Genomic DNA, 17,067 nt, shown 5'->3' with positions numbered 1-17,067 from the left:
CCTTGCAACTGGCCCTCAGGTCAAAACGACATGGAAGAATGAAGAGAAGTGCGGCTTGCTGGAGGCTGGCATGTGTCCCGTGCGCGGGGCGCTTGCCAGCTTCCAGCCCTTCAACAAACATGAGTGAGCTGGTTTGCAAGCGCGAGCTGGGCTCGGCAGAGCCCGGTGAGCGTTTGTGAGCCAGATCGCCCCGCATCAAGACAAACTATATTTAACCTGCCCTGACCTCTCTCAAACAGAGGAAGGGCGCGGAACCCGCCCCCTTCTCTTCCATTCCCTCCCTGTGGCCCTCACTGTGGCCTTGCCTCTTATGCGGCGAGCTTCTGAATTTCTTCCTCCAAGATATCCGGTGCCTGATATTGGGTCTTCAGGCATTCAGGAACCCAGTTTGCAATCCGCTCCTTGGCCTCACTGGAAAGACCATTGCGGTCCGCCTCATTGTTAAACAGCCCATGAAGGCAGGATACCTTGTCGCCTTTTTTCATATTGGCGAACTCCGGCCCCACTGGCTTACCGTCAATGTAGCTCTTGACCTCATCCAACTGGCCGGACTTAAGCCGCTTTAAAAACTTGTTGTTCGGCGTCCATGTCTTGCGGGCATCAAGATTGACGGTGTCAGCCACCAGCTCAACAAACGGCACATGTCCGCTGACAAGGGCGATACGAGCCGCAAAGGACCGCGCTACGGCCTGTGTGAGAAGGGTTGATTTTTCCTGCTCGCTCTTCAGGCGGAAGGCCGCAAACTGTACTGCAACATCTTCGCCATAAATAGAGGTCTCATTTGCAAGGGTCAGTTCCTCAGGTAGGTTCTGGCCGTGATCTTCAGCCTCATTGCGCCAAGTCCCTGACTGGATTTTACAAGGCAGGTCGCCCTCATAGCTCTTGGTGATCATGGAAAAGATCGCGATATCTTTTGCAAGCTCTGCCTCATTCAAAAGAGCGGCCTGCAGGGCACCTGTGCGGATGGCGTTCAAATCGTCCATCAAGGCTTGCGAGTACTCTTTGCTTTCTGGCTCCTGAGACGTGCCTGCAATGATTTGAGAGCCCTTCAGCACACCAGCGGCAATCGCTGCGTCCTGATCTTCTGCCGCAACATAGCCTTTCTCTGCTCTCAAGTCCCCATGATAGCCGATGCCAACAAAGACCCCTGCAACGCTCTTTTGATCGGCATGGAACTGAAGCTCACTTAACCCTTTCAGTTCCTCAAGCTCTTCAGGTGTTGCTCTGCCCTCGTTTTCAGCATCGATTAAAACCTCTCTGCGCTCTTCCTGCTCCTCGCTTAAGCGCACATCTTCAGCATAAAGCCGCTTGAGGCCCCGCAGTTCTGTATGGTCTGGCAGTTCAATGTTGGCCGTTGCCCACTTCCAGCCTTGTGCCAGAAGCTTCTGGCGGGCTTCTTCAAGCTTATCTGTGGCAAGCTGTTCTAAAAGGTTGCTGTCCAGATAATAAACCTCTTCCCCAAACAGGTCTTCACGGATCGCTCCCCCTGCAGCTTCATATGCCTCACGGCCAACAAACACGGCTCGGCGATCGTTGCCCTCTCCAACCTCATCCATCAGACTGCGCTTGATGGTGTGTGGTTGATCTCCGCCCCATCGCTCATTCAAGCGGCCAAAGACGTCTGCTTGCTTTTCCTGATCACTGGAAACCGTATAAGCTGCCGCGATATCAAGCGTGATCTTTCCAGCTTCCAGCGCATCAAGGATGCACTGCGCCAGTCCAGAAAGGCGCAAACGTCCTTTGACGTGGCGCACGGTCTGGGCAAATGCGATTGCAATACTATCAGGTGTGTGACCTGCTTGCGCCATGGTGCGGTATGCTTTGATCTCTTCAGCTGGATTGAGGTCTTTACGGGCGGTGTTTTCGGCATTGGCCCACTGTAGAGCCTGCTGCTGCGTGGCCGCGATGCGCACGGCAACGCTGTAGTTTGGAAGGATATCCTTGCTCTCTTGCAGAACTTGCAACGCACGAAGGCGGCGACCACCAGCAACAATGCCGATGCTATTCCCTTCAGCAAAGCCGACAAGGTTCTGAATCAGGCCGCAAGCCTTGATGGACTGGGCCAGCAGTTCAATCTCGCTGGGATCAACGCTCTGGCGAGGGTTCAGCGCTGACAAGGTGAGTTTGGAAACTGGCACGTTGGAAAGCAGTTTGCCGTTGGTGGTCTTGGTCATGATGTTGTCTCCGTCTCATGAGGTCCGTTTCTATCTTCCTTGCCAATAAAACGGGTGAGCGGAAGCTAGTGAGGAGAGAGGCTGTCCACATTCTCCCGCAGCCTGAAAGGCGAGGAAAGATTGTGGTCAGGCGAGTGACGATCTAGCTTTCGTGAGGGCGCGAGCCCTTAACGCTGCCCCTCAGGTTAAAACGGCATTGAGGAATGAATGAAGCGCGGCTTGCTGGAGGCTGGCATGTGTCCCGTGCGCGGGGCGCTTGCCTGCTTCCAGCCCTTCAGTAGACATGAGTGAGCTGGTTTGTGAGGGCACTGTGGGATCAGCCGATCCCGCTGTGCGCTTGCAAGCCAGATCGCCCCGCTCTTAGATCACTGAAACTGGAAAGCTAGCCAAAACGAAAAAAGGGAGCCTGCGCTCCCCTCCTCTGCCGCGTTCCTCACACCTACTCGGAACCGTCATGAGAGTAGGCATACAGGCTCTCGTCAATCGGCCCATCACAATCAAAGAGAATGTGGGAGCAGTCCTGCGCCCATGCAGCCGTGAGGCAGCTAAGCAAATCAATGGGAAGCTTCTCGCCGCTGTAGTCGTAATCCTTACTGGCAGAGACAAACAAACCGTTCATGAGGTTGCCACCATAGAGCGGGAAGGTCTCAGGCGTCTTCTCGCCAAGCATTGCAAGCGTTTTGGGGGATAGGTGAGCGGTCGATAGATCGAGAACAGATAAGACATTCGAAGCCCGGCTCACAGGTTGTTCCTGCCGCTGAACTGGGGCCTTATCAATTTCACAGACAATCGCACTTGGATCTTCAAGATAGTGATGAGTGGCTTCCATGTACTGATCCATCATCGCAAGCATCAAAGATGGAAGCTCTCTGCCAAAATCGCAGCCTTGAGGGCTGTCGTCCGGGTGAAACATCAAGTCTGCTTTATGCAGTTCAATCAGAAAGGTGATTGCGGTTAAAGAGCAGGTCGGTTTCGTGAAGTTGTACATGGGGTGTCTCTGGATCTGTGCGTTAGAAAAGGCTTGGTTGCTGGTAACCGGCTGGGCTCGCTTCAACTTGCTGGCGATGGGCCGCTGCCTTACTGGAGAGCTTGTGTGTTGGGATGTGAGCAAGACTGGCCGTTGTCTGCTGCCATTGCGCAAGCCCTGCCTTGCTCATATGGCGCTTAATCGCCTGCTTTAACTCATGATCGGTTTCACTAAGGCGCATGAGAGCTGTAACGACAAAAGCCCCGTCATACATTTCAAAGCAATTATCAAAGGCGCGGCTGTCTTCTCCAAGACAAAACCCTTCCCGCGCATAATTCACCCGCTGCTTAAAGGTCGTGTTTTGCGGGTTGATCAGACGCTTCCAAGCCCTGGCACAGTAATAATCTCCCATATCATCAACCTGCCGCTCTTGTTGTGGCAAATGGAACGTCTTGCATCCTTCGCAATACCAGTTTGGTGCATCTTGCTTCGTTTTCATATTCTCAGATCTCCTGTTCAAACTAGCCCCGTGCCCCCTCAAAAGAGGGAGAGTTGAGCAGTTGGGGCTACGTTGGAGATGGCGGCAAGAGGGGGAAGGCAAACCGGCTCCACGGGCACAACAGGAGGTGCCAGCACTGGTGTGGTAGTGAGCTGGACTTCCTCTACCTGACACGGTGAAAAGTCGATCAGGGCCACCTCACACAGCGGGGAAACACCTTTCCAGCTTTTGCGGTAGACGGCGGTATCAATCCCCACGCCGGCCGTCATTTCAAAACCCTGTTTAGCTGCAAACTTGCCGCCTGCGCTGGTTGGTGTCTGGCGATGGCACTGCACACCAGAATAAGCAAAGCTGGCGGAATTCTGGGGAATGATAAATGTCCCCTCATCTGCAAGTTTTGAGGCAATATCTATAACATGATGTTCAAACAGCCCGCCTTTATAGCTTGGGCCATTGCCTGAGCGCGGCACCTTGCCAAAGGGCGGGTTGCTGATCGCCTGATCAAACCGGCCAAGGTTGAGCTCTTCCCACTCAAACACATCAGCACAAATCCAGGTTGCCTCTGGAAGCAGTTTCTTTCCAACGGCCACATAAGCGGGGTTGCGTTCAATGCACACGATTTCCGGCGCTCTGCCGTTGCGCTCTTTTAAGCGGTGGTAGACTGCAAAAGACAGCATTCCGATGCCGGCACAAAGATCAATGATCCGGTGGCCGCCACAGTCAAATGAGAAATCAAAAGCCAGATCCCAAGGGGTGAAAAACGCGCCACGGGAGCCGTTTTCAAACTCAGCGCCTTCATGCCAGTTTTGAAAAACAAAATCCTTGTCGTTCTCGGTGAGCACGTCTTTGTTAAGGAGGTCCACTGCTTGTGCGTGGCGCTTTGCTTCTGCTTTGGTGAGTTTAGCCATTGTTTTTGCTCCCTGTGAGGTCCGTTTCATTTCCCTTGTCTTTAAAACGGGTGTGCGGGAGCTGGTGAGAAGAGAGGCTGTCCATGATCTCCCGGAGCCGCAAGGTGAGGAAGATTGTGGTCAGGTGAGTGACGAACTAGCTTTCGTGAGGGCGCGAGCCCTTGTAGCTGGTCCTCAGGTCAAAACGACAGAAAAGATAGAAGAAGGTGCAACCCGGCACGAAGGACAGTCACCGTATGGCAGAGACAGACTGCCTAAGGCACTTAGCAAGGCTTGGCGCTGTGGTGGCTCAGGAAGAGACAACGCGGCTCCTTTGCCGCGCTTAGTGGTGTGGTGGTTTGACTCTGTAAGCGCCGAGAGGCGCGTTGACCGGCCTGACCCGTCAGGGACGTGTCCAATTACCAATCAAACCAAAGCGATAGTGCCAATGCTGACACTGAGGACCATAGAAACCCAAACAATCCCGAACTTTCGGGCGTTTCCATCATGGGTTGATATGATCTGAATGACGGGCTTAATTTTGCTCCCTCTTGCCAAACATAATTTCCCGCAACTCATCACGGGGGATATTGGCGAAGGCATCGAGTTTCTTAGTCTTCGGTTCTAACAAACTGTAAATCGTGGCACGTGAAACGCTGAAGGTTGCCGCTATCTGTGAGATGGTCTTGCCTGAAGCCTTCATTTCAACAGCTTCAAGCTGCTGCTCTTCGCTCAGCTTAGACGGTCGCCCCTGCTTCCTCTTCGCCTTCTCAATCGCCAATGCCCGGCGTTCATCATCCAGCCCGCGAGCGAAGCCAACAAACGCCGCCATAACCTGAAACACAATAGGGTTTTCTAGTGTGTTTAGTCCTTCACGAAGAACCACCACATCAACGCCGAGCACTTGACATTTAGCGAAGAATTCAGCGATATCACGTTGATATTCCGCGACACGATCCAAAGAGCAAAACACCAACACATCACCCGCAACAGCCTCTTGCATCAGCCTATCAAGCTCAGGCTTCAGGAAGGAGCGCCGCGAAATTCCCTCATCAACGCGGAAGGTTTCGCAGTTTGCGGCTCGCAACTCTTCCATCTGGCTATCTCTGGTGTGCTCGTTTTTGTCGGTTCTTATATAGCCACGTATCATTTCGAATACCCAAGTGTAGGAAAAAATCAATTTCAAATATTTTACTACATCTCATCAGTGCGTATTAAAAGATTGCAATTACATATTTTCCAACGTTCTCCATTTTAAACGCCCGAGTGCGTTTGCGGCTCTATAGAGCACAATGGGATATGGTCTGTGAGTAATAAACTATCATTCTGAAATGACGCCCAATGATCCGAAGTTGCCTGTCAACGCGGTTCGATTTCATAATTGAAGTCTGGACTTTGCTGACGTTCGCTGCGGCGTAGAGAACTGAAAATGAGCATGGCTACGTCAAGATGCGTCGGGCCAATTGCTGCCATTAGAGCGTTTCCATCAAGGGTTGAGCAAATTCATCCAGAAGCGTCTTCAGCTATTTTCGTGAAGGGCCTGAAGTGGCCTGTTTCATCTAGGTCTTCCCAAAAACTAACGGTCAAATCATGGCGTATTTTTATTCATTTGCCTGATGAAACTGGAAACTTTTGAAACATCACCTTCCAAGAAGCGAGAAGGAGCGTTAAGCACAAATTCTTGTACAGTTTTGGTGAAATGTGCCTGATCATAAAATCCAGCCTCCGCAGCCAAATGCGACAGGGGTAGTTCTTCACCAGAAAGTATGATTGAGACGATATAATTGAACTGTGTGATGCGAGAAAAATACTTAGGCGATACCCCAACTATCTTTTTAAACCGACTCGTCAACGTCCTTTCAGGTATATTAAGCTCTTCGATCAGGTGCTTCAGTTTAATATCTCCATAGGCTTCTTCAATAAGGCGAACTGCTTTAACGACAAAGTCTGGCGCTGAAATCGCCTTACCTGCTTGCCATTTGAGTGCTTGCTGCAAGCAAATGAGATAGTCCTCTGTATCCTTGACACCGTTAAGCTTTGCCTGCAGTACAGCTGCAAACTCCGAAGCAGTTTCGTTCACCGAAACAGTTCTGTTAACGAGCGTATCACCATAGATACCAAACAGCTCATAAAGTCCTGTTGCTGTGAACTCTGCGAGTATATGGCCTATATGTCCTTTCCAATGAACGCATGCATTGGTTTTGTACAGCTGCCCGCTAAAATGGCTAACTGGAGGTTTCATTTGAGGGATCGTTTCACCAGCCACATCAACCGTCCCGATCCCCTTCCATATATGCCCCAGTAAAGGGTAACCCGTTGGAGGCGATTGAACAGTGAGATCGTTAACTTTCTGATCCGCAACGTGGTATCCTTTAATGTAACGAAATAGCTTAGGTGACGTAGGGTACTTTTTATAAATTTCCATAAAACCCTCATGGCTTGCCGTTTTTTACAAGACGCCTCATTCAGGTGTCGATAAAACGTACTCAGGCACTAAAATTAACTGTCTTCTTTATTCGAGTTTACTTATCTTCCAAATATTGCCCATATCAACACTTGCTATTGCCGTAGGGTTATATAGATAATACAAATTATGATGGCCGATTTATTGTCGACTTTGTTGAGGCAGGCGGAAACTAAAAAATAACAGTCTGGGGTTTTGAAGGCTAGGCCCATACGACGAGTTCACACTTGCATTGGTGTGAGATGCAACACAAGTGACCGAACCAAAGTGCCGTAGTCCGACAAGAACAAGCCGAGATTGCATCGCCAACTTGATCACAGTTTGCAACCTATCACGCTCCAGATATCGTTACGGTACTATTTGAGGAGCGTGTTTCTGTCCTCCGCAAGCAGCATTTGTGGATTATCGAAACAACATTGCGGGAAGAAGGGGAGGTGGCAACTAGAACATCATTTTGGAAAGCCCAAACGATAACCACGGCGTTTGTCGTTTATTTCGGTGACCGCCAATTGAAGCGAGCAAGTGTGCAAACATTGAGACCCTGCACAAGTTGCGGAGCAACATCTTAGAGAATTGGGGAAAAAATGGATAACTACATTTCGTCAGTTAATGAGTTAGAGGCGCTTTTTGTCAATCGTCACAATTTAAAGAGCTTTCATTACTTCACCAATGACGAAGGAATCTACGATCACTTCTGCAAATTGGTCGCCGAGTCGGTCGAGTCGGACGAAGACCTGAGAAACGCATCGAACATTACCGAAGATGAATTACGGTTGCTAAACGACAAGTACAATCTCAATCTTACAGCTGCGTATATGAATGGACCAGAGTGTGGTTGTGGCCGGATAACCAATGGATACGACTTTATTGTGAATGCCGTATACAGACATGGGTCTGGATTCCTAAGAAATCAAAAATCTACTTACGGTGCGCAATACATTATGCCAATGAGACGAGCCATGGACTATATAGTATGCACCAATTGTGGTGACTTGCTGCCATTGAAAGCAAAGACGACTTATAAGGATTCGTCTAGCATCGACTCTTATGGACCGTGCACCACCGACAGTATCGCTGTCAGTGACAGTGCGAGCCAATAGTGATCCATCCCTGAGCTTAATCGCTCGGTAATCCCTCCATGAATGGGGGGATTACCGAGCGACATAGCGCGAATTGGATTGTCACTATAAGAAAGGTCCGCACCATAAGGCGGGGACCCAATGTTTGGACTGGCCATGACTTAGTGGCGAGACTCTATCTTGATCTATGGTTGTTTCTACTTGCTGACTGGAAGCGCCTAGACTACGGACAAATGGCAGGTATGGTCACGCTGCTACGTGCTAGAAATGTCTGGAAGTTCGGGCCAGCAGCTGCCATTCGACAGATTCCATCAAGGGTTGTTGCTGTCTACATAACGGGCCTTCTGAGTACCTTAACGGGTAGTCCTTCATGGGTCTGTATGATCACTAGATTAGGAGTGAACAATGGAGCAAAAGTTGAAATCGTCAGGCCAGCTTCAAAGATTTCTGGTAGTCTTCTCCGGCCTGCGCAATCTCATCGTTCCACCTCATCATCAACGTTCCGAAATCGACACTCAACTCCACCGTATCAACGCTTTACCACAATGGAAACAAGCCGCGATGCTTCACACTTAAAGTGCGGCTGGAGAAAACTAGCGCGGACAAATTCAGGCTGGCCTTTGATAGCGCCATCAAAGGCCAGCCTGCTGGGAGCAAATTGAACCGCTTTGTATTAATTGCTTTTGCTGAAAGTTCGCGTTTTAAGGCTAGATACCAGTATCTTGAGGCAACCGACAATCAGCAGGACAATGACACAACGAAGCTCCTTACAGGGTAAGATAACACCCGAAGTTCTGGAAAAAGTCTTTACCGCCTCCTTTGAGTTGATCTTTGAAAACGGCCGCTCCAATCTCACTTTAGAAGCTATTAGCGAGCGGTCCGGCGTATGCCTTGAAGCGCTTCAAATGCAGTTTAAGGGTGATCAAGACCCTGTCGCTCCTGCAATGCGATGGTATATTATGCGGTTTAGCCAAGAAGTTCGTTCCAGTTCCGCATTGTTCTCAGACCTGTTTTCACGCATGCATTCCATGTTGATGGATTTTGCCGAACTGTGTGCTGCTCAATACAAAATGGAGGGCAATCTGTTCTGGTCTACCGTTGGAGATATCGCCCGATATGATCCAGAATTGCGTGAAGAATATCTTGAGCTGCGATCCATGTGGGCAGAAGACATTCGAAGCAGATTAAAAAACCATCGCCGGGAATTGAATGACGATGTTGACATCGAAGCTCTCACTCAGTTTTTTATGATGGTGTTTGAGGGCATTATCGAAATGGTCAAGTTTGACACGCCGTTGGAAGACGTACGCAAAGCAATCGACACAGCCATGATAATCCTCAGTAAGCACATGAAAAAAAATGATCTCGAACGAGATTAGGCCTTTGAGTGCCCGCCTCCATCAAAAGGTTTGCTCGTAAGGTCCCGTTAAGACGGATTTGAATTTCGCCTGCCTTTCATCAGCTACTATGGAACAGGCTTGCAGATTTGAATAAAGGAGTGTTTTGCCTCATCGTTGACTCTTAATCTAGTGATCAGGGCCAAGAGCTGCCATTCACGGATTACTACCATCAGTGGAAACGATCTTGAAGAGATGATTGCCTCCTCATTGGGAGCAAACTATTCGTAAGAATGTCGAACTTACACCCCTGTAATCGAACAGCACCGTCATCGTTGATTTACGTCTTAACGCCGCACTCTATTGAGAACTTGGTATCGTAATCTCGTAGAAGATAGAGAGTGAGGAGACCGGCTAACATGGGCCATCCTGCGAAGAATAGGAGGTTGGGGCTTGTGAACGGATCGAGATATCGCTCGAAAGAGACAAGAGTCGATATGATATGCATGATCAAAATGGCGCCTATCGAAAGACGTTTCTTAAACCCAACAAGAAAGCAGATGACGATGAGTGCTTGTATTCCGCCGAGTGCAAACGAGAGAGCCTCGCTCATAGCTGAAAAGCCATAGAAAGCTTCGAAAGTCTTCGCCGTCGAGTCAGGGCTAAGGAATTTATTTAGTGTCCAAAGGACAAACACAATAGATATACTCAGGCGCAAGCTAAAGAGAGACCAGATCAAAGGAGATTTAGGCACCGTGATTGTGTTCATACAAGTATACCTTTCAGTAGGTCACTAAAATACCCTGAAATCCAGAGCAACACTGATCAATCCTATGTATGCTGCCAGATCAGCAATTCAATCGCAAATAATCGACTTTTCAAGCCCTCACAGCGTTGTGACTAAGCAAGCAGGAGATTCTGCTATCAATCCTGTGAGACGTGGCGGCACGTGCTGCCATCGCGTGCCGCCAATCGCTTTCAGGCTACGCGTTGGTCAGATCTTGCTTCGCCATATCAAGAAGTTCCCGAAGAGTGTCTGTTGGTTCAGGACGTTTGGTGTAGTCCGGACTAATGTCAGCGTTCATGACTTTGCCTGTTTGGCTAATAATCAGGCGCGCCGGCATAGGGAGTTCCCAACTTTCATCTCCGTTAAAACTTGGTAGGTCGATACCGATCCCTTTATAAACCTTGCGCAGATCCTCAGGTAGAGAGAAAACGAGACCGAGCTTGCTGGTATAAAGACTACCAAGATCCGAAATGATATCGTAAGATAGACCTTTCTCGGTTTTGGTTTTGAGCGAAGCTGCTTGAGTTTGTGGCGAAATAATCAATATGTTCGCACCAGCTTCTTGGAACTGCTGTGAAACTTCTTCCAGAGCTTCAAGCTCTAACATGCAATAAGGGCACCACGCTCCTCGGAAAACACTGATCACCAGTGGACCGTTCTTAAGCAACTCGTTAGAGTTGACTGGTGTGCCATTCTGATTGGGCAAGGTGAAACCAGGAAGCGTATCGCCAACTTTAATAGTGCCATTCAAAATGCCTGATGCTGCCAGATCTGCAGTAGCTCGGTCCATGACATCGCGAGTCTTCTGAGGCAGTTTTTTTTCGACTTGAGCTTTTAAGGTCGCAATTTTTTCATGTAAAGACATTGTAGATGTTTCCTCTACTTGGTTGAATTATGATCGGTCAAGTCAAACACTGCATGACTAAAGACTGGAAAACGGGGCTATCTTGTGACTCAATTCAAGACATGAAGATGAGAAAGACACGAGATTGATCAAGCCGATGATCGTTTCACCATTGCCTGAAAGAGGGCAAAGCGATTACTCGCGATCTGCTTATCAAGTCATATTTTCCAGTAGTGACAACGTTTGTTGGACAGTGCGAACCTGAGCCTTCGGACAAATGTTATTTAGTGTGCTTTGGTCCTCAATAGATCAGATGAGGGAAATATGGCAGTACTGACGTGCGTGATAAACTGGTTGTTCGGTCAACGCACTATTGCTCAGGAGCAACAATCTCAGGGGGGGCTGAGTTGCTGGAGCATTGTATTGCTTTTGAATGCGGTGGGTTCAAACGACTGCTTAATAAATGAGCTTCATGAAGGGCAACTGGAAGGGGCTGTTTGACTTCAGTATTTCTTCAAATGTTCCACGAGCGAGCGTACCCGGAAGGGAAGGAATGCACGAGATGGATATACCAAGAGGGTCTCCTGGGGTGATATCTCATAGGGCTTGAGGACGGCAACCAAAGCACCCGACTTTAATGCGCTGGTCAGATACCCTTCAGCGAGCCTCGTGAATCCTAAACCTGCACATGCAGCAATCATTAGCGCTCGCCCATTATTGCTGGCCCAACGACCGGAAACCCGGACTTCAAATGTGTCGTCATTCCTGGCAAAGAGCCAGCGCAAGCCCGGTGTTATTAAGCAAGAATGAGATACCAGATCCTCCGGCTCGTTTGGCTCACCATACTCTCTCAGATAATCTGGAGACGCACAAACCATCATCCGTCGGCTTCCTATCCTGCTAACTGTCAAATCAGGGTCTGATGGCATTCCATGACGAATAGCCAGGTCAAACTTTTCTCTGGCCAAGTCTACAGGCCGGTCACTTATTTCAAGGTCAAGTTCAACCTCAGGGTGCGATCTGGCAAAATCAACAAGAGCACTGGCCACCCAAGTCTCGCCAAATATTCCCCCAGCGGCTACTCGGATACGCCCCTTTACCAGGTTTTGCTGTTCAGCTAAGTCAGCTGATAGTGCGTGTATATCTGCCAATATCGCTTTTGAACGCAGGTAATATTGCTCCCCGATATCTGTTAGATTCACGCTACGCGTCGTCCGGTGCAGCAATAGCACCCCTAAGCGATTTTCGAGATTGGAAACTCGGCGGCTAATGAATGATGTCGATACATCAAGAGACTCTGCAGCTCTTTTGAAACCACCGTTTTCAACGACAGCGCAAAACTCCATCAACCCATCAAGCTCTTTCATTGTTGCTCCTGAGCAATAGTGCGTTGACCGGATAACCGATTTATCACGCGTGCCAGTACTGCCATATATTCCTTAACCGATCCATTCAGGACCACAGCGAACAACAAAAACATAAGTCGGCAAATTGGGCCTGTCACGGCCCGGTTATCCTAATCAATCCTGAGAACTCCAGTGAACACTGCTCCCCGCAGATACTCTCACAGTTAAGAAGGTGGTGGCGTTGCCCTCTCAGACATCCTGCTATTTTGTCGATGGGTTGCTTCTGCGAGGGACGTCGCACTATGAGATCGCCTTGATTTCTAGTCTGTCGTGTTAGCGACGTAAATCTCAGCATCTTCCGGGATAAACCGATACGCCGTCTGATCCGCTTTGGTCCTGCTCAACATATTGGTCGACAAGTAGACCGGTTGCGAAGGAGAAACAAAATGTTTCATGTTCAGGCCACTAAAACGGAAATGAAAAGCGTTTTATTGGAATGCCCCGTTAAGAAAGTCCCAAGTCTCGGTCCAGGGATAATTGCCGGGCTTACCGCCAGTCTAATCTGGGGTGCGTATCTCTCACTCTCGCGTGTCGGCGTCACCGCAGGCCTTGATGGGTTTGATATCGCATTTCTCCGTTATATTGTAGCAGGTCCTCTCGTGCTGCTGTTTCTTTTGATCGTGCGACGTAATCCCCTCAAGCGCATCTCCCTCTTACAAGCAGCTGTTGTGTCTGTCCTGTTAGGACCTCCCTTCGTGTTGCTCGGTGTAGGCGGCTATATTTATGCGCCATTGACGCACGGTGCCGTTATTGTGCCGGCCTCTATGATGCTTGGCGGGTTTTTGCTTGCTCGTATTTTTCTGAGTGAACAACTTGGCCTACAGCGCATATTTGGGACGCTGATAAAACTTATTGGTCTTGCTCTCATTGCTGGTCCGGCTGCCATGACCAGTTCTCTTGAGATTTTCATTGGTGATACATTTTTCATTGTCGCAGGAATGCTTTGGGCTGGCTTTAGTGTGTTGCAGCAGCACTGGAAACTAAACGCGCTTGACGTGACTACAGTTGTTTCAATCGCAGGACTTTTGACTGTTGGGCCAATCTATCTCAGCTCTCGTGGTGTTGATGTTTTCACTGCGCAGTCAGTACACATTCTGGTGACCCAGCTCATTGTGCAAGGTGTTCTGTCTGGTGTTGTGGCTATGATTGCATTTGCTAAGTCGGTTCAGATATTGGGTGCGGCTCAGGCTGCTATGTTTCCTGCTTTAGTTCCTGTTTTTGCGTTGATTATCGGAGTTCCCCTTACCGGAGAAACACCATCAGTCATTCAATGGGGCGGCCTCGCTACCGTCGGCGTTGGTCTGACAATTGTGGTGATGAGTGCACTTAAATCCACCCGTTGAAGAGTTTGTTCCATCCCCTTTAATCCGAGGAGTTACCAGATGACACAGGAAGAAGAAAACACAGCTGTCTACGCCATTGTTCAACTGAGCATTCATGATGTTGACCGCTACTTCAATGACTACTCAGCCCATCTAGGATCGATTAGCGCCCGTCATGGTGTCGAGCGGATTGCTGTTTCTCAGCATCCCGATGTCATTGAAGGGACCTACCAGAAAGAGAACACCTTAATTCTGAAGTTTGCCAGCCGTGCTGTCTTTGATGCCTGGTACAATGATCCAGAATATCAACCATACAAGAAAATCCGTCACTCAGTGACCGACCCCAATGCATCCACAATAGTCGTGTTGCCTGCTTTTCAAGGCTAAAACCCAGTACATTTGGGTCAGATTCTATCTTCTCTGACCCAGTATTTTTACCGGAAACCTACACTTAGTAAGACAAGACCTTCGGTGCATTTGCTGTGAGCCGAACGGTGAAGCCAATTAGTAACCGTACCATCCACAGAACATCTAATAGGGTCCTTACAACAACTGTATCTCAACGGCTCTAACGGTGTGTAGCTAAATATGTTGCAATGCCCATGGCTGCCACAAGTATTGTAAGTTCTTATTTCTCTTATGATCTGGTAATTTTGTTAGAAGACAATGGTCCAAGTTACATCGTAGCCGATCCTCACCATTTTCAAACGTCCAGCAAGGCCAAACATTCGCAGCAGACAATAGAGAATTGGCCTTGCTTAAGAAGATATTGGGGAGTTACTTAATCGTCTTCATACAGCGTTTCATAGCAACAACTAGAAATAGCAAGCCCGAAAAATAGGGTGAGCTCTGTACCGAGGCGAATGTCAGCTATTGGTCATAAATTGCGGTTCGACTGTAGGCTCACACCAGCGCTGAACAAGAAAATCCTACGTTTTTCTTGTAGCCCAAGAGCAAGCCTGAACAGTGCGGGTTGAACATAAGAAAACCCGTTGCGAAAAGCATCGCAGCCTCTGGTCTTTTCTTGCGGGCCTGCGTGGGCTTGGAGGCCCCTAATCAGAGACGCTAATATATGACATTCTCAAGCAGCGCGGTTCCGCCTAAAAACGCTCTTCATCCTTAGCAAACGAGACAACACGAGCTGAGATATTGCGAAGCTTCAACTCTTCGACAAACGCCTTGCAACCCGCTTCATAGACACACTGCGATTTGTAAGGCAGTCCCAACAACAACGAGACTTTCCATTCTCCTGTGCTCATGGCCTCACCTACCCCTTTGACTTTTAGAAGGCGCACAAACGGGGCATTGAGATCAGCAAAAACAACATGGGCTCCACCTTCCTCAAAATAATCCCCGTTCTGTTCAACAAACTCCAATGTGGCTTCCAATGAAGCATCCCAAGCTGCCTCCAGCACCTCAGAAAATGAGATGACTTCAGAGCGGTTGATTGCTGACTACTTTGTTGGAAATGTGAGGATCTTGGCATTCATGTTGTGCTCCCTTGTGATCAAGAGACTTGAACGGCTTGCAAAAACCATGATGTTCATTCCGTCTCGTTGAGGTCCGTTTCATTTCCCTTGCCAAACAAACGGGTGTGCGGGAGCTAGTGAGAAGAGAGGCTGTCCATAGTCTCCCGCAGCCCTAAGGGCGAGGAAGATTGTGGTCAGGCGAGCGACGATCTAGGTCACGTGAGGGCAAAGCCCTTAAAGCTGTCCCTCAGGTCAAAACGACAGAAAAGAATGATCAGAACTTCGGCTTGTTGGAAGCTGGCATGTGGTGGGTGCGGCCATCGCTTGCCAGCTTCCAGCCCATCAACAAACATGAGTGAGCTGGATTGTAAGTTCGAAGTGGGATCTGCTGATCCCGCGAAGGGCTTGCAAGCCAGGGCGCGCCGCTTTCATACTTTCCCAGATGAAGACTTTGGAGAGAGTGTGCGTCGTGGGATCGGTAGATCCCGCAAAGCACCGGCCTGCGCACGGCTTAATTCCAAATGAGGCAATAAAGCAGATGAAAGCCTCCCCGCTTCAGGAGGCATTCAGGAAGGCGATGAGCTGCTCCATCTTCTCCAAAGACAGATGTTGAATCTCCAGATCACAATAAGCGCTGTCAGGCCGGATCTCGAAAGCACCGCGAGCACCGCAATCAAAGCTTTGAATAGCCTTGCGCAAACTGTACCTGCCGTGAATATTCACATGCGCTTCTGATGGAGCTGCCCGCTTGACCACTTCTGCAATCCTGCATTTCTTATCGTGATGATCAGCAATCGCCGCCAGTGCCTTAAAGGCCAGCGGGAACGCTGGCTCTGTGATGTGACGGTTGATCTCCTTCATGACTTGCTCAGGATGGGATGTAAACCGGTCAGGCGCAAACGTTCGCCGTAAGGCTGGCTGCTCTCCCCACGCAGCATATTCTTTCAGATTGCGCCAATAGTGACTGTCTCCCAAATCATGCCGCAGGCTGGCATTGGCCCGAATGCGGCCGCGCTCTTTCATAAAGCTGATGACCAAGGCTCCCATAGGAGCCTCAACCGTGACAAGGTGGCCTTGGGAGAGGATTGTCCCCTCCCCCTCAAACAACATTCTGGCGACCGGTAAAACCGTTTCTTCCAGTGTCATGCCGCTGCTCCAAGTGCATAGTTACGGCGGGGAGGACGAGACGGGCGCGTGCTGCCATGTGCGTCTCTGATATCATCCATTGAATAGGTGCCACGGCTGCGAGACTTCCATCCGGACGGGCGATAATTCCACTTCTGTTTTTTCTTGGCGTATTTGAAGCCTACCTGTTTCAAGGTCTCTTTATGTTCTCGGGTATTTCCACCAACCCACACCCATGCACCGCAGATTTCAATTTCCAGCCCATCCAGATCAATAATGGCGTTGATGGCCGCGTTGAGTTCTTCGCCGTAATTACAATCGCTGTCTTCTTGGGTCTGTGTGCTGGTCGCATCGCGCAGCACATCAAAGGCAGCATTAACAAGCTTCATCATCTCAACCCCAGCCGGATTCAGGTCTGGATGGTATTTCTTGGCAGCACCCTTGTAAGTGGATTTGATTTCGTCTTGTGATGCACCTGAAGAAAGTCCGAGGATGGAAAGGGCGTCTGAGATTTTCATGGTGTTTGCTCCGTCTCTGGAAGGTCCGTTTCTACTTTCCTTGCCAATAAAACGGGTGAGCGGGAGCTGGTGAGGAGGGAGGCTGTCCATGATCTCCCGGAGCCTGAAAGGCGAGGAAGATTGTGGTCAGGTGAGTGACGATCTAGTTCGCGTGAGGGCGCAAGCCCTGCTGCGGTGCCTTCAGATCAA

The 17,067-nt window shown here is 49.4% G+C and carries 18 protein-coding genes; 5 read left to right on the top strand and 13 right to left on the bottom strand.

What is annotated here, in order from left to right; all coding sequences use genetic code 11:
* Positions 1 to 308 precede the first annotated feature (308 nt).
* The 6 genes from PsAD5_RS07570 to PsAD5_RS07540 form a co-directional block, all read right to left on the bottom strand.
* The gene (locus tag PsAD5_RS07570; RefSeq protein ID WP_063291648.1) at positions 309 to 2,174 is read right to left on the bottom strand and encodes a ParB/RepB/Spo0J family partition protein; all 1,866 of its coding nucleotides are present in this window, start codon (positions 2,172 to 2,174) and stop codon (positions 309 to 311) included.
* A gap of 439 nt (positions 2,175 to 2,613) precedes the next feature.
* Complete coding sequence (locus PsAD5_RS07565; protein WP_063291647.1) at positions 2,614 to 3,162, bottom strand: DUF5983 family protein; 549 nt, start codon at positions 3,160 to 3,162, stop codon at positions 2,614 to 2,616.
* Between the two features lie 22 nt (positions 3,163 to 3,184).
* On the bottom strand, positions 3,185 to 3,640 hold the full coding sequence (locus tag PsAD5_RS07560) for a hypothetical protein (protein ID WP_063291646.1): 456 nt from the start codon (positions 3,638 to 3,640) through the stop codon (positions 3,185 to 3,187).
* Positions 3,641 to 3,678: 38 nt separating this feature from the next.
* Positions 3,679 to 4,548, bottom strand: coding sequence for a methyltransferase (locus PsAD5_RS07555; RefSeq protein WP_193776961.1), 870 nt, complete (start codon positions 4,546 to 4,548; stop codon positions 3,679 to 3,681).
* 514 nt (positions 4,549 to 5,062) lie between these two features.
* Complete coding sequence (locus tag PsAD5_RS07545; RefSeq protein ID WP_084404444.1) at positions 5,063 to 5,677, bottom strand: recombinase family protein; 615 nt, start codon at positions 5,675 to 5,677, stop codon at positions 5,063 to 5,065.
* A 438-nt stretch (positions 5,678 to 6,115) separates the two neighbouring features.
* Positions 6,116 to 6,952 carry a helix-turn-helix domain-containing protein gene (locus PsAD5_RS07540; RefSeq protein WP_063291643.1) on the bottom strand — a complete coding sequence of 279 codons (837 nt, stop codon included), beginning with the start codon at positions 6,950 to 6,952 and terminating at the stop codon, positions 6,116 to 6,118.
* Between the two features lie 623 nt (positions 6,953 to 7,575).
* On the opposite strand from PsAD5_RS07540, the gene PsAD5_RS07535 reads away from it, so the two are divergent.
* From PsAD5_RS07535 to PsAD5_RS07525, 3 genes are all read left to right on the top strand, one after another.
* Complete coding sequence (locus PsAD5_RS07535) at positions 7,576 to 8,091, top strand: hypothetical protein (RefSeq protein ID WP_063289750.1); 516 nt, start codon at positions 7,576 to 7,578, stop codon at positions 8,089 to 8,091.
* A gap of 384 nt (positions 8,092 to 8,475) precedes the next feature.
* Positions 8,476 to 8,646: a hypothetical protein gene (locus PsAD5_RS27995; protein WP_161831179.1), complete on the top strand. Its 171-nt coding sequence runs from the start codon at positions 8,476 to 8,478 to the stop codon at positions 8,644 to 8,646.
* A gap of 173 nt (positions 8,647 to 8,819) precedes the next feature.
* Positions 8,820 to 9,449 (top strand): TetR/AcrR family transcriptional regulator, encoded by a 630-nt coding sequence (locus PsAD5_RS07525; protein ID WP_208986564.1) that lies wholly within the window; start codon positions 8,820 to 8,822, stop codon positions 9,447 to 9,449.
* 298 nt (positions 9,450 to 9,747) lie between these two features.
* On the opposite strand, the gene PsAD5_RS28805 is transcribed toward PsAD5_RS07525, so the two are convergent.
* From PsAD5_RS28805 to PsAD5_RS07510, 3 genes are all read right to left on the bottom strand, one after another.
* Complete coding sequence (locus tag PsAD5_RS28805; RefSeq protein WP_063291641.1) at positions 9,748 to 10,176, bottom strand: hypothetical protein; 429 nt, start codon at positions 10,174 to 10,176, stop codon at positions 9,748 to 9,750.
* A 214-nt stretch (positions 10,177 to 10,390) separates the two neighbouring features.
* Entirely contained in the window at positions 10,391 to 11,059 is a 669-nt protein-coding gene (locus tag PsAD5_RS07515) for a peroxiredoxin-like family protein (RefSeq protein WP_063291640.1), read from the bottom strand.
* A gap of 482 nt (positions 11,060 to 11,541) precedes the next feature.
* A complete protein-coding gene (locus tag PsAD5_RS07510; RefSeq protein WP_063291639.1) occupies positions 11,542 to 12,405 on the bottom strand; it encodes a LysR family transcriptional regulator in 864 nt (287 codons plus the stop codon).
* 425 nt (positions 12,406 to 12,830) lie between these two features.
* Between PsAD5_RS07510 and PsAD5_RS07505 the strand changes: the two genes are divergently transcribed.
* A complete protein-coding gene (locus tag PsAD5_RS07505; protein ID WP_063288922.1) occupies positions 12,831 to 13,787 on the top strand; it encodes a DMT family transporter in 957 nt (318 codons plus the stop codon).
* A 39-nt stretch (positions 13,788 to 13,826) separates the two neighbouring features.
* Positions 13,827 to 14,153 (top strand): DUF1330 domain-containing protein, encoded by a 327-nt coding sequence (locus PsAD5_RS07500; protein WP_063288921.1) that lies wholly within the window; start codon positions 13,827 to 13,829, stop codon positions 14,151 to 14,153.
* Between the two features lie 713 nt (positions 14,154 to 14,866).
* Here PsAD5_RS07500 and PsAD5_RS07495 read toward each other — a convergent pair.
* The 4 genes from PsAD5_RS07495 to PsAD5_RS07485 form a co-directional block, all read right to left on the bottom strand.
* Positions 14,867 to 15,154 (bottom strand): hypothetical protein, encoded by a 288-nt coding sequence (locus PsAD5_RS07495; RefSeq protein ID WP_153041346.1) that lies wholly within the window; start codon positions 15,152 to 15,154, stop codon positions 14,867 to 14,869.
* A 296-nt stretch (positions 15,155 to 15,450) separates the two neighbouring features.
* The gene (locus PsAD5_RS27990; protein ID WP_193778140.1) at positions 15,451 to 15,588 is read right to left on the bottom strand and encodes a hypothetical protein; all 138 of its coding nucleotides are present in this window, start codon (positions 15,586 to 15,588) and stop codon (positions 15,451 to 15,453) included.
* Positions 15,589 to 15,790: 202 nt separating this feature from the next.
* Positions 15,791 to 16,381: a hypothetical protein gene (locus PsAD5_RS07490; RefSeq protein WP_063291637.1), complete on the bottom strand. Its 591-nt coding sequence runs from the start codon at positions 16,379 to 16,381 to the stop codon at positions 15,791 to 15,793.
* The gene (locus PsAD5_RS07485; protein ID WP_063291686.1) at positions 16,378 to 16,878 is read right to left on the bottom strand and encodes a J domain-containing protein; all 501 of its coding nucleotides are present in this window, start codon (positions 16,876 to 16,878) and stop codon (positions 16,378 to 16,380) included. The genes PsAD5_RS07490 and PsAD5_RS07485 overlap by 4 nt, the downstream gene beginning before the upstream one ends.
* Positions 16,879 to 17,067: the final 189 nt, after the last annotated feature.

The sequence above is a fragment of the Pseudovibrio sp. Ad5 genome (assembly GCF_001623095.1).
Taxonomy (GTDB): domain Bacteria; phylum Pseudomonadota; class Alphaproteobacteria; order Rhizobiales; family Stappiaceae; genus Pseudovibrio.
The sequence above is the reverse complement of the archived record's forward strand: the minus strand, read 5'-3'. Positions and strand labels throughout refer to the sequence as shown.